Below are 15,086 nucleotides of genomic sequence, written 5' to 3' on the forward strand. Positions count from 1 at the left end.
GCGCGGGCGGCCGCCTTCCGGCGGCCCGCCCCGGCCCGGCGCCCCGCGGCCCGTTTCGCCGCGGCCTGCGGCGGCCCGCCCCGGCCCGGCGTCCGTTCGCCGTCTCCGGCGTCCGGCCGCCTTCCCGGTGCCCCTGGCGGGCTCCCGTGCCGGAAGCCGTCCCGCGCGCATCCCTCCTCGTCGTCCACCTCACTCGAAGCGGAGTGCTTCTGTCATGAAGGCCACGAAGGCCGTGAAGGCTTCCCGTATCGCCGCCGCCGGCGCCGCCGGCGCCGCCGTCCTCGTCCTGTCCTCCCCCGCCTTCGCGCACGTCACCGTGCAGCCGGAGGGCCCGGCCGCCAAGGGCGGCTACGCGGTCGTCGACTTCAAGGTCCCCAACGAGCGCGACAACGCCTCCACCACCAAGCTGGAGGTCTCCTTCCCCACCGACCACCCGCTGGCCTCGGTGATGCCGGAGCCGGTCGCCGGCTGGACCGTCAAGGTCACCAAGTCCCGGCTGGACAAGCCCCTGGAACTGCACGGCGAGAAGATCGACGAGGCCGTCACCAAGGTCACCTGGACCGCCGACGGCAAGGGCATCCAGCCCGGCTTCTTCCAGAAGTTCCCCGTCTCCGTCGGCGCGCTGCCCGAGGACGCCGACCAGCTCGTCTTCAAGGCGATCCAGACGTACTCCAACGACGAGGTCGTGCGCTGGATCGAGGTGCCCCAGGAGGGCCAGGAGGAGCCCGACAACCCGGCCCCGGTGCTGAAGCTGTCCGCCGCCTCCGAGGACGGGCACGCGCACGACTCGTCCGACGAGGAGGCCTCCGACGAGGCCCGGCCGGCCGCCACGGACACCGCCGCCGAGGAGGAGGACTCCTCCGACGGCACCGACACCACCGCCCGCGTCCTCGGCATCGTCGGCATCGTCGTCGGCGCGGTGGGCGTGGCGTACGGCGTGCTCGCCCAGCGCCGGCGCGCCGGCGCCTGACCCCCCTTCACGGTGTGCGCCGGGCGTCGGACGACCCCGGCGCACACCGGATCACTCACATCTGGGACATTTTTCCATGCGCAAGAAGACGTTCGCCGCGGCCGCGCTGCTCGCCGCCGCCTCCCTGACCCTGACCGCGTGCGGCGGCGGCGAGGACACCGCCGCCCAGCCCGTCTCCGTGGTCTCCGAGGAGGCGGGCGCCCAGCGGGCCGCCACCGTCCTCGACAAGCCGTTCGAGAAGCCGGACCTGGTCCTCACCGACACCCGGGGCGAGAAGTACGACCTCCGCGAGGAGACGGCGGGCAAGCCGACGCTGGTCTACTTCGGCTACACCCACTGCCCCGACGTCTGCCCGCTGACGATGAACAACATCGCGGTGGCCAAGAAGCAGCTGTCCGAGGCGGAACAGGACGAGCTGCGCGTCGTGTTCGTCACCACCGACCCCGAGCGCGACACCCCGTCCGAACTCGGCAAGTGGCTCAAGGGCATCGATCCGCAGATCGTCGGCCTGACCGGTGACTTCGCCACCGTCCAGGCCGGCGCCCGCACCCTCGGCATCTCCATCGAGGCGCCGCACAAGGACGAGAACGGCGAGATCGTCTCCGCCCACGGCACCCAGGTCGTCGCGTTCTCGCCGAAGACCGACGACGGGTACGTCCTCTACGGCGAGGACGCCACGGTCGAGGACTACACCCGGGACCTCCCCAGGATCGTCAAGGGGGAGAAGCCGTGAGAGGCCTCGCGGTGCCCGCCGCGGTGCTCGCCGGCGCCCTGCTCCTCGCGGGCTGCGGCGGGGACGGCGCGGGCGCCGCCGACCTCTCGGTCAGCGCCGCCTACATGCCGCAGCCGGTCTCCGGCTCCATGGCGGCCGGTTTCCTCACCATCACCAACGAGGGCGGCGCCGAGGACCGGCTGACCTCGGTCACGAGCGACGCCGCGGACGAGGTCACGGTGCACGAGACCGCCGACGGGACCATGCGGGAGGTGCGCGCCCTCACCGTCCCGGCGCACGGCCGGCTCGTCCTGGAAAGCGGCGGCGGCCATCTGATGTTCGAAAAACTGAGGCGCCGGCCGAAGGAGGGTGAGACGGTCTCCGTCGAGCTGCGCTTCGCCCACTCCGACCCCGTCCGGGTCGACATGCCGGTGAAGCCGGCCACCTACACCCCGCCGACCGGACACTGAGGGAGGGACCACCTTGACGCAGACCATCGCCCCCCGCGTCCGGACCCTGGTGCTGCTGCTCCTGGCCGTCACCGGCGCGCTGCTCGCCGGCGCCGGCCCCGCCTCCGCGCACGCCGCGCTGACCGGCAGCGACCCCCGGCAGGGGGCGGTGGTCGACCGGGCCCCGGCCCAGGTCTCGCTGACCTTCTCCGAGCGGGTCGCGGTGGACGGCGACGCGCTGCGCGTGCTCGACCCCCGGGGCAAGCGCGTCGACGACGGCGAGCCGGCCGGTGCCGGCGGCACCACGTACACGGTGCGGCTGCACTCCGGCCTGCCCGACGGCACGTACACGGTGACCTACCGGGTGGTGTCGGCGGACAGCCATCCGGTGGCCGGCGCCTTCACCTTCTCCATCGGCGCCCCGTCCAAGACCTCCGTCCCGGCGGCCGGCCAGGAGGCGGGCGGCGGGATCGTCGGCCTGCTGTACGGCGCCGGGCGGTACGTGTCGTACGCCGGCTTCGTCGTGCTGGCCGGCGGGGCCGCCTTCGTCCTGGCCTGCTGGCAGCGCGGCTCGGGGGTGCGGGCGGTGCAGCGGCTGGTCGTCTCCGGATGGCTCGCGCTCACCGCGGCCACCCTCCTGCTGCTCCTGCTGCGCGGCTCCTACACCGGCTCCGGCAAGCTCGGCGACGTCTTCGACCTGACCCTGCTGGGGCAGGTGCTGCAGACCAAGGCGGGCGCCTCGCTGGTGTCCCGGCTGCTGCTGCTCGCGGCGGCGGCGCTGTTCATCGCCGTGCTCTTCGGGACGTACGCCAAGCACGTGGCGGACGCGGACGGCACGGACGGGGCCGGCGACGAGGAGGCGGCCAAGGAGAAGCGGGACCTGACCTTCGGGCTCGCCGCCGGCGGGGCCGTGGTCGCGGCCGGGCTCGCGGCGAGCTGGGCGATGGCCGAGCACGCCTCCACCGGGCTCCAGCCCGGCGTCGCCATGCCGGTCGACATCGTGCACCTGCTCGCCGTCGCCGCCTGGCTCGGCGGGCTCGCCGCCCTGCTCGTGGCGCTGTACCGGACGTCCGGGGAGGCGCCCGTCGAGGCCGTCGCCGTGCGCCGGTTCTCGCGGGTCGCGTTCGGCAGCGTGCTCGCGCTGGCCGCGACCGGGATCTACCAGTCCTGGCGCCAGCTCGGCTCGTGGACGGCGTTCACCGACACCCGGTACGGGCAGCTGCTGCTCGTCAAGCTCGGGCTCGTGGTGGTGCTGGTCGGCGTCGCGTCCTTCTCGCGGCGGTGGACGGCGCGGCTGGCGGAGGCGGGACCCGCCGCGGTGCGCGGGCGGACCGCGGGACCGGCCGAGGACCGCGCCGAGGAGCCGGGCGAGGAGTCCCGCACGGAGCCCGTGAAGGAGCGCGTCGCGGTCCGGGCCGCCGCCGGCGACCCCGAGCGGGCCGCCCAGCTCGCCCGGCAGCGGGCCGCGGTGGAGGCCGCGCGCCGCAAGCGGCTGCGGGACGCCGACCCGGACCGGTCCGGGCTGCGCCGCTCGGTGCTCGCCGAGACCTGCGTCGCCGTCGTCCTGCTCGCCGTCACCACCGCGCTGACCCAGACCGAGCCGGGACGCACCGAGGAGGGGGCCCGGGCGGCCGCCTCGTCCGCCGCGTCGTCGTCCGGGGCGCTGACCCTCGACCTGCCCTTCGACACCGGCGGCGAGGACGGCGAGGGCGTCGTGCGCATCGACCTCGACCCCGCGCGCGTGGGCGGCAACACCCTGCACGTCTACGTCGAGCGGCCCGACGGCCGCGCCTTCGACGTCCCCGAGCTGAAGATCGCCCTCACCCTCCCGTCCCGGGACATCGGGCCGCTGCCCGTCGTCCCCGACCACATCACCACCGGACACTGGTCGGCGAGCGGAGTGCAGATCCCCATGGGCGGCGACTGGAAGATCGCCGCGACCGTGCGGACCTCCGACATCGACCAGGTGACCGTCTCCAAGAACGCGCAGATCGGCTGAACCGCACCATGGCTGACCAGTCCATTCCGGGGGCCCGTACCCCTGAGGCGGCCCCCGGCGGGGCCCGGGAGGGCGCCCTGAAGGGGTCGTCGAGCGGGTCCTCGAAGGGATCCCTGCGGGGGTCCGCGAAGAGCCCCGTGAAGGAACCCGCCGAGGAGTCCTCACGGGTGTCCCCGAAGAAGTCCGCGAAGGAGTCCTCACGGGTGTCCCCGGAGGAGTCCGCGGCGGGGCCCCGCTCCGGGACGGCCCCCGGGGAGGGGATCTCGCGCCGCCGGCTCCTCGGCACCGCCGGCGCCACCGGGCTCGTGCTCGGTGCGGCGGGCGGGGCGGCGGGGTACGCGGCCCGGCCCGCCGAGGCCGTGCCGCTCACCTCGCTCGGCGCCGGCCGGGTGGCGTTCCACGGGAAGCACCAGCCCGGCATCACCACGCCGATGCAGGCGCGCGGGCACCTCGTCGCCTTCGACCTGGCGGCGGGCGCCGGCCGCAAGGAGGCCGCCGCGCTGCTGCGCCGCTGGTCGGAGACGGCCCGGCGGCTGATGGCGGGCGAGCCGGCCGCCCAGGACGACACGGACGTGGCCCGCGACGCCGGGCCGTCGTCCCTGACCCTCACCTTCGGCTTCGGCCACAGCTTCTTCGGCAGGACCGGGCTGGCGAAGCAGCGCCCGGCCGCCCTGGACCCGCTGCCCGCCTTCTCCTCCGACCACCTCGACAAGGCCCGCAGCGACGGCGACCTGTGGGTGCAGATCGGCGCCGACGACGCCCTGGTCGCCTTCCACGCCCTGCGCGCGATCCAGAAGGACGCCGGCTCCGCCGCCCGGGTCCGCTGGCAGATGAACGGCTTCAACCGCTCGCCGGGCGCCACCTCGCGGCCCATGACGACCCGCAACCTGATGGGCCAGATCGACGGCACCCGCAACCCCGCGCCGACGGACTCCGACTTCGACCGGCGGATCTTCGTCCCCGAGTCCGGGGAGCCGGCCTGGATGGCGAACGGCTCCTACGTCGTCGTCCGCCGGATCCGCATGCTCCTCGACGACTGGGAGCGGCTCCCGGTCGAGGAGCAGGAGGCCGTCATCGGACGCCGCAAGTCCGACGGGGCGCCGCTCACCGGGGGCACCGAGACGACCGAGATGGACCTGGAGAAGACCGACGCCCGGGGCAACCCGGTCGTCCCCGTCAACGCGCACGCCCGGATCACCCGGCCCGACCAGAACGGCGGCGCGGCCATGCTCCGCCGCCCCTTCTCGTACCACGACGGCTTCGGCGCCGACGGGACCCCGGACGCCGGACTGCTGTTCATCTGCTGGCAGGCCGACCCGCTGCGCGGCTTCGTGCCGGTGCAGCGCAAGCTGGACCGGGGAGACGCCCTGTCGCCGTTCATCCGGCACGAGGCGAGCGGCTTGTTCGCGGTGCCGGGGGGAGCGGCCGAGGGGGAGTACGTGGGGCAGCGGCTGCTGGAGGGATGAGAGTCGCCTCACGGGAGCACGAGGGAGGGCGGGGGTCGCCCCGGGGAGTGGCCGGGACGGCAAGCGTGCCCGGCGTCCGGCCGCGGCCCATTAGGGTGAGCTCATGGCAGCGAGCTACGCGTATCTCGGCCCCGAGGGCACCTTCACCGAAGTCGCCCTGCGCACCCTGCCCGAGGCGGCCACGAGGGAACTCGTCCCGTACGTGTCCGTGCAGTCCGCGCTGGACGCGGTGCGGAACGGGGAGGCCGAGGCCGCGTTCGTGCCGATCGAGAACTCCGTCGAGGGCGGCATCACCACCACCCTGGACGAGCTGGTCGCGGGCGAGCCGCTGATGATCTACCGCGAGGTGCTGTTGTCGATCACCTTCGCGCTGCTGGTCCGCCCCGGCACCGAGCTGTCCGACATCAAGACGGTCACCGCCCACCCGGCCGCGCAGCCGCAGGTGCGCAACTGGCTGAGGACGAACCTCCCGGACGCCGTCTGGGAGTCGGCCGCCTCCAACGCGGACGGCGCCCGCCTGGTCCAGGAGGGGCGGTACGACGCCGCCTTCGCCGGCGAGTTCGCCGCCGCCCGGTACGGGCTGGAGGCGCTGGAGACCGGGATCCACGACGCGGAGAACGCCCAGACGCGGTTCGTGCTGGTGGGCCGGCCCGCCCGGCCCGCGGCGCCGACCGGCGCGGACAAGACGTCCGTCGTGCTGTGGCAGCGCGACGACCACCCCGGCGGCCTGCGCGACCTGCTGGGCGAGTTCGCCACGCGGGGCATCAACCTGATGCTGCTGCAGTCCCGCCCCACCGGCGCCGGCATCGGCAACTACTGCTTCTGCATCGACGCCGAGGGCCACATCTCCGACCGCAGGGTCGCCGAGGCCCTGATGGGCCTGAAGCGGATCTGCCTCCAGGTACGCTTCCTGGGTTCGTATCCCCGCGCGGACGTGGCCGTGGCGGACGTACGCCGCCCGCTGCCGGGCACCTCCGACGAGGAGTTCGTGGCGGCGGCGGACTGGGTGGCGCGGTGCCAGGACGGCCGGTTCTAGGCACCGGGACCGCCGGTACCGAGCAGGCCTGACCGGTCCTACCTGCATACCTTCGGTTGTCCACAGACGTTATCCACAGGCGGGTCCCCGCGCCTGGGGACAAGCCCGTCGCCGGGGGAGACAGAGTCGACAAATCACCCTGTGGACCTGCGCGGCGTCCACCGGCCCGCGGATCGGCCTTCGTTCGGCGTTTTCCCTTCGGCAACTCTTCCGGGTGACCTTTTTCCACTCGAACGTGAGGATGGAGTGGGTTTGCGCCGTGAATTTCGAGGCGCGATCACGGTTTCCGGAAGGATCAATTCCGAAGTCCACAGACCTTCCCCACAGCCTGTGGATAACTCTTCGGGAAGTGTGGATGCCTGTGGACAACCGGACTCAAGTCCCGCTCCTCACAAGGAAGACGAGTCAACCGGCCGCCTTCCGGCCTACCTTTTCCGTGGGTCTCGGCACCTTTTATTGACAGCCGTCGGAACCCGGGGCATTTCGCTCGTAACGGAATCCGGGGCCCGGTCGGAGCGGCACCCGGAACAGCGAGTCGTGGGCTGTCACCCCGCACCGGTAGCCTTGACCGCGTGATTGACCTTCGCCTGCTCCGTGAGGACCCCGACCGTGTGCGCGCCTCCCAGCGCGCCCGTGGAGAGGACGTCGCGCTCGTCGACGCCCTGCTGTCTGCCGACGAGCGGCGCAGGTCGTCCGGCGTCCGCTTCGACGAACTGCGTGCCGAGCAGAAGGCGCTCGGCAAACTCATCCCCAAGGCGGCCGGGGACGAGAAGGCCGAGCTGCTGAAGAAGGCGAGCCAGCTCGCCGCCGACGTCAAGGCGGCCGACGCCGAGCGCGACGCGGCCGACGCCGAGACCCAGCAGCTGCTGCTCCAGCTCGGCAACCTCGTCCACCCGGACGTGCCCGTGGGCGGCGAGGAGGACTTCGTCACGCTGGAGACGCACGGCACGATCCGCGACTTCGCCGCCGAGGGCTTCGAACCCAGGGACCACCTGGAACTCGGCCAGCTCCTCGGCGCCATCGACGTCGAGCGCGGCGCGAAGGTCTCCGGCTCCCGCTTCTACTTCCTCACCGGCGTCGGCGCCCTGCTGGAGCTGGCCCTGGTGAACGCGGCGATGGCGCAGGCCACGGCGGCCGGCTTCACGCCGATGCTGACCCCGGCGCTGGTCCGCCCCCAGTCGATGGCGGGCACCGGCTTCCTCGGCCAGGCGGCCCAGGACGTCTACCACCTCGACAAGGACGACCTGTACCTGGTCGGCACGTCCGAGGTGCCGCTCGCCGCGTACCACATGGACGAGATCATCGACGCCGACCGCCTGCCGCTGCGCTACGCGGGCTTCTCGCCCTGCTTCCGCCGCGAGGCCGGCTCGCACGGCAAGGACACCCGGGGCATCTTCCGCGTCCACCAGTTCGACAAGGTCGAGATGTTCTCCTACGTCGCTCCGGAGGAGTCGCAGGCCGAGCACCAGCGCCTGCTGGAGTGGGAGAAGCAGTGGCTGACCTCGCTGGAGCTGCCGTTCCGCGTGATCGACGTCGCCTCGGCCGACCTGGGCGCCTCGGCCGCCCGCAAGTTCGACTGCGAGGCGTGGATCCCGACCCAGGGCAAGTACCGCGAGCTCACCTCGACCTCGGACTGCACCGAGTTCCAGTCCCGCCGCCTGTCGATCCGCGTGCGCGAGGGCAAGCAGGTCCGCCCGCTGGCCACGCTCAACGGCACGCTGTGCGCCGTACCGCGCACGATCGTGGCGATCCTGGAGAACCACCAGCAGGCCGACGGCTCCGTGCGCGTGCCCGAGGTGCTGCGCCCCTACCTGGGCGGCCGGGAGATCCTGGAACCGGTCGCCGAGTGAGTACGACCGCTGCTCCGGGCTTTCCCCACCGGCTGATCGCCACCGACCTCGACGGCACGCTGCTGCGCTCCGACGAATCGATCTCCCGGCGTACCCGTGACGCGCTCGCCGCGGCTGCCGCGGCGGGCGCCGCGCACATCGTCGTCACCGGCCGCGCGGTGCCCTGGACCCGGCACATCCTGGACGACCTCGGCTACGACGGTCTCGCCGTCTGCGGCCAGGGCGCGCAGGTGTACCACGCCGGGGAGCACCGTCTGCTCACCTCGGTGACCCTGGACCGGCAGCTGGCGGGCGTGGCCCTGGCGAAGATCGAGGCGGAGGTCGGCCCGCTGTTCCTGGCCGCCAGCCGCGACGGGCTGGACGGCGAGGTGCTGGTCGGCCCCGGGTACGAGGTCCACGGCACGCTGCCCGCGATCCCGTTCACGGACGCGTCGGACCTGTGGACCGCGCCGCTGAACAAGATCTACATCCAGCATCCGACCCTCTCGGACGACGAACTGGCCAAGGTGGCCGACCAGGCCGCGGGCGGCTTCGTCACGGTCACCATGGCCGGTGAGGGCATAGTCGAACTGCTCCCCCTCGGCCTGTCCAAGGCGACGGGCCTGTCGCTGGCCGCCCGCCGCCTGAAGCTCAGGGCGGCGGACACGATCGCCTTCGGCGACATGCCGAACGACATCCCGATGTTCGCCTGGGCGTCGCGGGGAGTGGCGATGGCCAACGCCCACGCGGAGCTGAAGGCCGTCGCGGACGAGGTGACGTCCTCCAACGAGGAGGACGGGATCGCGGTGGTGCTGGAACGGCTGCTGGCGTAGCCGCCCGCCCGGGCGGACAATGGCACGGCGGTCCCCCGCGGACCGCGCGGACTCCCCCGCCCGGCGCGTCCGGACAGGGGCGGAACCCCTGTCCGGACCGGGGCCGCTACTCCTCCCCGGCGAGCGTCAGCGACCGCAGTCTCCGCCCCGCGTACCAGGTCGCGAGAACGGTGACCGCCGCGAGCAGCACCGTCGCGGTGGGCAGCCCGACGTCCGAGATCACCAGACCGCCGTCGGAGATCTCCTGGGCCACCGCCAGCGACCACTGCTGGACGCTCAGGGTGCGCGCCCCGGGGACCAGGCTGCCGAACAGGGCCTCCCAGACCAGCGCGTAGACCAGGCCGAACACCACCGCGTGCCGGGACACCGTGCCCAGCAGCAGGAAGAGCGCGGCGTAGGCGATGGAGGCGACGAGCGCGGCCACCGTGTAGGCGACGGCGACCTGCTGGCCGTTGCCGTTCAGGATCAGGCCGGCGATCAGGGTCGGCACCGCGGAGAAGGCCATCGTCACGGCGATCGCGACGATCAGCTTGGTGGAGATGATGACCGGCCGTCTGATCGGCTTGGACAGCAGGTACACCACCGAGCCGTCGTCGATCTCCGGTCCGATCGCGCCGGTTCCCGCGATGACGCCGATGATCGGGACCATGGTGGCGAGCGCGAACCCGCCCAGCACGTCCGCCGCCGTCTGGTCGTCGGCCCCGGCCAGGGCCCGCACCGCCACGGCGATCACCAGCAGGAGCAGCGGCAGCGCGCCCAGGATGAGGGCCCGGCGACGGCCGAGCAGGGCCCGGTAGGTGAGCCGGGCGACTGTGGGGTCGTACATCGTGGGCCTCCTACGCCGCGACCAGGTACGAGAAGACGGACTCGAGGGACTCGTCGGACGGCGAGACCGTGAGCAGGCGGATGCCGTGGTCGCGCGCCACCCGCGGCAGCAGGGCCGTGAAGCGGCCGAAGTCGACGGCCTGGACGCGCAGCGCGCCCTCGGTCACGTCCACCTCGATGCCGGACGTGGACGGGTCGGCGATCAGCGCTGCCGCCAGGGCGCGGTCGTCGCTGGAGCGCACCAGGTAGCGGTGCGGCCGGTCGGTCATCAGGCGGCGGATCCTGCGGAAGTCGCCGCTGGCCGCGTGCCGGCCCGCGACGACGACCTCGATGTGCCGGGCGAGCTGCTCGACCTCTTCGAGGATGTGGGACGAGAACAGCACCGTGCGGCCCTCGTCGCCCATGCGCCGCAGCAGCTCCATCAGCTGCATGCGCTGACGCGGGTCCATGCCGTTGAACGGCTCGTCGAGCAGCAGCAGCGACGGGTCGTGGACCAGCGCGGAGGCCATCTTCACGCGCTGCCGCATGCCCTTGGAGTAGGTGGCGATCTTCCGGTCCTGCGCGTACTCCATCTCGACGGTGGCGAGCGCCTTCCGGGCGGCCTGGGCGCCCAGACCGTGCAGCTCGGCGTTGGCCAGCACGAATTCACGGCCGGTGAGGAAGTCGTACATCGCCTCGCGCTCGGGGACGACGCCGATGTGCCGGTAGATCCGCTCGTTGCGCCACACGGGCTGTCCGTCGAGGGTGACCGTGCCGGTGGAGGGGGCGAGGAAGCCGCCCATCATGTTGATGAGGGTGGACTTCCCGGCGCCGTTCGGGCCGAGGAGGCCGGTGACGCCGGGGCCGATCGTCATCGTGATGTCGTTGACGGCGACCACGTTGCCGAACCAGCGGGAGACGTGGTCCAGGGAGAGAGTCGTCACAGTCCCACCTTCTTGTAGCGGCGCGTCAGCAGGCCGTAGGCGGCGGCGATCAGGCCGAGGCAGACGAGGACGTAGACGACGCCCTCGGCGGTGCCCGGGCCCACCCCTCCGGGGAAGATGGAACGCGCGCCCAGGAACGCGGACTGCACGCCGTCGATGAGCGTGATCGGCGAGAACAGGCCGATCCAGGCGATGGCTCCGGTGCTGCCCTGCGCGTCCGCGATGGCCTGCAGGGTGGAGACCGCGCCGTAGGAGATGGTCAGCGCGGCGATCACGGCCGCGATGCCGAAGCCGCGGCGCGGGGTGACCGAGGCGATGACCAGGCCGATGCCGGAGAAGAGCAGGGAAAGCAGGGCCACCGAGACGAGTCCCTGCGCGAACCCCTCGGTCTGGTCGGTGAAGTCGAGCTTGGCCAGCAGCGCGCCCGCGTACAGCACCAGCAGCGGGGCGGCGGTGAGGACGAACAGGGCCGACGCCAGTGCCGCGTACTTGGCGCGCACGTAGTCGGCGGTCTCGATGGGCCGCGAGAAGTACAGCGGCACGGTCCTGAAGCGCAGGTCGCGCGAGACGGACTGGGGGGCCTGCGAGGCGACGTACAGGCTGATCACGGCCTGCATGACGATCGCGTAGCGCGTGTAGTCGAGCGGCAGCTCCTTCCCCTTGGCGGCCACGGTGACGGCGACCATGATGGCCGCGGGCACGCACATCACCACGAACAGCAGCACCGGCAGCACCTTGGACTTCGCCGAGCGGCCGAGGCCGTAGGCGCCGCGCAGGGACTGCGCGTACAGGGAGCGGCGGGCGTAGGCCCGGCCCAGGCGGGGACCGTCGTAGGCGCGGTAGCCGATGTCGTGGATGCGGGTCTGGTCGCCCGACGGGGCGACCGGCGTTCCCAGGGGCTGCTCAACCGCCATGGCCGGCCTCCTCCTTCCGCTGCTCGTGCTCGTCACTGCTCCGGAAGACCTCCGCGATGCGGTGCCGGCGCTGCTCCATGCGCACCAGGCCCAGGCCGAGGTCGGCGATCACGTCCCGGACCAGGTCGTACGTCTCCTCGCCCCGCGCGGTGAGCAGCAGCACCCGGCCCGCGCCGGGCAGACCGCCGCCGTCCTCGACGGTCACCCCGCGCGTGTGCAGCGCGTCGCGCACCGCGCGGGTGCCGTCCGGGTGCTCGTCGCTGTCGGTGACCTCGATCGCCAGGGTCGTCGTGGTCTGCGTGAAGTCCGTGGTGGAGCTGGCGCGGAGCAGCTTGCCGCCGTCGATGACGACGACGTGGTCGCAGGTGCGCTCCAGTTCGCCCAGCAGGTGCGAGGTGACCAGGACCGAGATGCCGAAATCGGTGTGGACGCGGCGGATCAGGGCGAGCATCTCGTCGCGGCCGACCGGGTCCAGGCCGTTGGTCGGCTCGTCCAGGAAGACCAGCTGCGGGTCGTGGACGAGGGCCTGGGCCAGCTTCACGCGCTGCTTCATGCCGGTCGAGTAGCCGCCGATGGGGCGGTAGCGCTCCTCGTACAGGCCGACGTGGCGCAGGGTGTCCGCGGTGCGCTCGCGCGCGGCGGCGGGCGGCAGCCCGGACATGCGCGCCATGTGGACGACGAACTCGGTGGCCGAGACGTCCGGCGGCAGGCAGTCGTGCTCCGGCATGTAGCCGACGCGCTCGCGGATGGCGGCGCCCTCGGTGGCGACGTCGAGTCCGAGTACCTCGGCGCGGCCCTCGGTGGCGGGGGAGAGACCCAGCAGGATCTTGATCAGTGTGGACTTGCCGGCCCCGTTGGCTCCGACGAGTCCGGTCACACCGGGCCCGACGTCCACGGAGAGCCGGTCGAGCGCGGTCACCCGGGGGAACCGCTTGCTCAGGCTTTCGGTCGCGATCACAGTCACGCCTTCGACGGTAGTGACGCGGGCCACCGGGGTCGTCAGCCCGCAGAGCCGTCTCGGTCTCCCCCTGGAGTCGTACGGATCCCGGAGGGTCACCCCGAGGTCTCATCGCGTCACGGCTCCCGTCCCGGTTCGTCCTCGCCCGCCCCCGGGCTGCTCCGCGTCGGTGCCGCCGTCCACCGTCCGGCGGCTCCCTGCCCGCGCGGTCCGTGGTCACCGCCGGGCCCCGGTGCCGCGGTGCGCGTGGCGCGGCGGGCGGGGACCGGTGGGCGGCCGGACCCGCCGCGGCGGGCGGGGTACCGGGGCGGGGCCCGGGAACCCGGAGGGCGGGAGGCCCGGGGATCGAGGGCGTTCGAGGAGTCCGGGAGGCCCGGAGCGGGGCCGGCGGAGGAGGAGTGACGTGGAGGGTGCGCGCGAGCGCCGGGTGCGAACCGGCGGGGTCGAACTGTGCGTGGCCGAGCTGGGTGACCCGGACCGGCCGACGGTGGTCCTGGTGCACGGCTACCCGGACAGCAAGGAGGTGTGGTCCGAGGTCGCGACGCGGCTGGCCGGGCGCTTCCACGTGGTGCTGTACGACGTCCGCGGCCACGGCCGCTCGACGGCGCCGCGGCCGCTGCGCGGCGGGTTCACGCTGGAGAAGCTGACGGACGACTTCCTGGCGGTCGCGGACGCGGTCAGCCCCGGCCGGCCCGTCCACCTGGTGGGGCACGACTGGGGCTCGGTGCAGTCCTGGGAGTTCGTCACCGTCCGGCGCACCGAGGGGCGGATCGCCTCCTTCACCTCGATGTCCGGGCCGTCCCTGGACCACCTCGGGCACTGGTTCGGCAAGCGCCTGAGGCGCCCCACCCCGCGCCGGATCGCCCAGCTGCTCGGCCAGGGCGCCAGGTCCTGGTACGTCTGCCTGCTGCACACGCCCGTGCTGCCCGAACTGGCCTGGCGCGGCCCGCTCGGCGCCCGCTGGCCGGGGATCCTCGAGCGCGCCGGGAAGGTGCGCGCCGACGACTACCCGGCCCCCTCGCTGCGGTCCGACGCGGCACACGGGGCGTGGCTGTACCGCGACAACGTGCGGTCCCGGCTGCGCGCCCCGCGCACGGACGCGTACGCACACGCGCCCGTGCAGCTCATCACGCCGCTGGGCGACCCGTTCCTGTCGGAGCGGCTCCACGACGAGCTGGAACTGTGGGCGCCGCGGCTGACCCGGCGCACCCTTGCGGCGGGGCACTGGGCTCCGCGCACCCGGCCCGACCGGCTGGCCGCCTGGATCACCGAGTTCGTGACGTCCGTGGAGGGCGACGGGCCGCAGGCGACGGCGTAGGGCCGGCACGCCGACCGGGTGGAGCCGCCCGTCGGAGAAGGCCGCCGGCGCGGACGTCGGCCGGCTCGCCTCCGGCCGGCTCGCACGAGGGCGGTCGTGCCCAAGTCCTGTGCGTCGAGGGACCGTTGTCCACAGAATCTTCAATCCGCCTGTGGATAACCATATTTCGCTGTGGATCAAACATCGGAAGCGAAATCTTTCGCGTGATGTGCGTCTCTCCCGGCATGCTGGAGGGATGAACGGCAGCCGGATGGACGACGGACGCACCGTGAAGATCTCGAAGTACCTCTCCAAGCACCTGCGGCACCAGCCGGAGCGCATCGGGCTCGCCCTCGACGAGGGCGGCTGGGCGGAGATCGACGACCTGATCGCCGCGTGCGCCGCGCACGGCTTCCGGTTCACGCGGGAAGAGCTGGACCACGTGGTCGCCACCAACGACAAGAGGCGCTTCGCGGTGGAGGGCACCCGGATCCGGGCCAGTCAGGGCCACAGCGTCGACGTCGACCTCGGACTGCCGCCGTCGCCTCCGCCGCCGTACCTCTACCACGGCACCGTCGCCCGCCACCTGGACGCGATCCGCGCCGAGGGGCTCAGGCCGATGAGCCGGCACGACGTCCACCTCTCGCCCGACCGCGAGACCGCCACCCGCGTCGGCGCCCGGCGGGGCCGGCCCGTCGTGCTCTCGGTGGACGCGGCCGCCATGCACCGCGACGGTCATGTCTTCCGCGTCAGCGCGAACGGCGTGTGGCTCACCCGGGCCGTACCGCCGCAATATCTGCGGTTTTCCGCAGGGCACTGACACCACGCGATCGGACGGGAGAGGCCGCCCGGTGACCACGCGGACCGTTTCACGT

The 15,086-nt window shown here is 73.1% G+C and carries 13 protein-coding genes and 1 pseudogene; 10 read left to right on the forward strand and 4 right to left on the reverse strand.

The genetic code is table 11. From position 1 onward, the window contains the following. The first annotated feature begins 232 nt into the window (after positions 1-232). From ACIBAI_RS12500 to ACIBAI_RS12535, 8 genes are all read left to right on the forward strand, one after another. Positions 233-970: a YcnI family protein gene (locus ACIBAI_RS12500; protein WP_399033961.1), complete on the forward strand. Its 738-nt coding sequence runs from the start codon at positions 233-235 to the stop codon at positions 968-970. A gap of 76 nt (positions 971-1,046) precedes the next feature. Further along, complete coding sequence (locus ACIBAI_RS12505; RefSeq protein WP_399033498.1) at positions 1,047-1,703, forward strand: SCO family protein; 657 nt, start codon at positions 1,047-1,049, stop codon at positions 1,701-1,703. After that, positions 1,700-2,152: a copper chaperone PCu(A)C gene (locus ACIBAI_RS12510; protein ID WP_399033500.1), complete on the forward strand. Its 453-nt coding sequence runs from the start codon at positions 1,700-1,702 to the stop codon at positions 2,150-2,152. Before ACIBAI_RS12505 ends, ACIBAI_RS12510 begins: the two co-directional genes overlap by 4 nt. A 13-nt stretch (positions 2,153-2,165) precedes the next feature. Further along, positions 2,166-4,130, forward strand: coding sequence for a copper resistance CopC/CopD family protein (locus ACIBAI_RS12515; protein WP_399033502.1), 1,965 nt, complete (start codon positions 2,166-2,168; stop codon positions 4,128-4,130). An 8-nt stretch (positions 4,131-4,138) separates the two neighbouring features. Then, the gene (gene efeB / locus ACIBAI_RS12520; RefSeq protein WP_399033503.1) at positions 4,139-5,596 is read left to right on the forward strand and encodes an iron uptake transporter deferrochelatase/peroxidase subunit; all 1,458 of its coding nucleotides are present in this window, start codon (positions 4,139-4,141) and stop codon (positions 5,594-5,596) included. 103 nt (positions 5,597-5,699) lie between these two features. Beyond that, positions 5,700-6,632, forward strand: coding sequence for a prephenate dehydratase (pheA, locus tag ACIBAI_RS12525; protein ID WP_399033505.1), 933 nt, complete (start codon positions 5,700-5,702; stop codon positions 6,630-6,632). Positions 6,633-7,204: 572 nt separating this feature from the next. Further along, the gene (gene serS, locus ACIBAI_RS12530) at positions 7,205-8,482 is read left to right on the forward strand and encodes a serine--tRNA ligase (protein WP_399033507.1); all 1,278 of its coding nucleotides are present in this window, start codon (positions 7,205-7,207) and stop codon (positions 8,480-8,482) included. Continuing rightward, positions 8,479-9,294 carry an HAD family hydrolase gene (locus tag ACIBAI_RS12535; protein WP_399033509.1) on the forward strand — a complete coding sequence of 272 codons (816 nt, stop codon included), beginning with the start codon at positions 8,479-8,481 and terminating at the stop codon, positions 9,292-9,294. The genes serS and ACIBAI_RS12535 overlap by 4 nt, the downstream gene beginning before the upstream one ends. A 106-nt stretch (positions 9,295-9,400) precedes the next feature. Here the strand turns inward: ACIBAI_RS12535 and ACIBAI_RS12540 are convergent, their stop codons facing one another. The 4 genes from ACIBAI_RS12540 to ACIBAI_RS12555 are packed head-to-tail and all read right to left on the reverse strand — an operon-like array spanning position 9,401 to position 12,914. Beyond that, positions 9,401-10,120 carry an ABC transporter permease subunit gene (locus ACIBAI_RS12540; protein ID WP_399033511.1) on the reverse strand — a complete coding sequence of 240 codons (720 nt, stop codon included), beginning with the start codon at positions 10,118-10,120 and terminating at the stop codon, positions 9,401-9,403. 10 nt (positions 10,121-10,130) lie between these two features. Next, complete coding sequence (locus ACIBAI_RS12545; RefSeq protein ID WP_399033513.1) at positions 10,131-11,042, reverse strand: ABC transporter ATP-binding protein; 912 nt, start codon at positions 11,040-11,042, stop codon at positions 10,131-10,133. Then, complete coding sequence (locus ACIBAI_RS12550) at positions 11,039-11,956, reverse strand: ABC transporter permease (RefSeq protein WP_399033515.1); 918 nt, start codon at positions 11,954-11,956, stop codon at positions 11,039-11,041. Before ACIBAI_RS12550 ends, ACIBAI_RS12545 begins: the two co-directional genes overlap by 4 nt. Continuing rightward, positions 11,946-12,914 carry an ABC transporter ATP-binding protein gene (locus ACIBAI_RS12555; protein ID WP_399033963.1) on the reverse strand — a complete coding sequence of 323 codons (969 nt, stop codon included), beginning with the start codon at positions 12,912-12,914 and terminating at the stop codon, positions 11,946-11,948. Before ACIBAI_RS12555 ends, ACIBAI_RS12550 begins: the two co-directional genes overlap by 11 nt. Before the next feature lie 403 nt (positions 12,915-13,317). Here ACIBAI_RS12555 and ACIBAI_RS12560 point away from each other — a divergent pair. Beyond that, positions 13,318-14,229 (forward strand): annotated as a pseudogene (locus tag ACIBAI_RS12560) (alpha/beta fold hydrolase); the annotation flags it as partial. Positions 14,230-14,482: 253 nt separating this feature from the next. Continuing rightward, a complete protein-coding gene (locus tag ACIBAI_RS12565; RefSeq protein WP_399033964.1) occupies positions 14,483-15,031 on the forward strand; it encodes an RNA 2'-phosphotransferase in 549 nt (182 codons plus the stop codon). Positions 15,032-15,086: the final 55 nt, after the last annotated feature.

Source organism: Streptomyces sp. NPDC051041, assembly GCF_044456065.1.
In the GTDB taxonomy this organism is placed as follows: domain Bacteria; phylum Actinomycetota; class Actinomycetes; order Streptomycetales; family Streptomycetaceae; genus Streptomyces; species Streptomyces glaucus.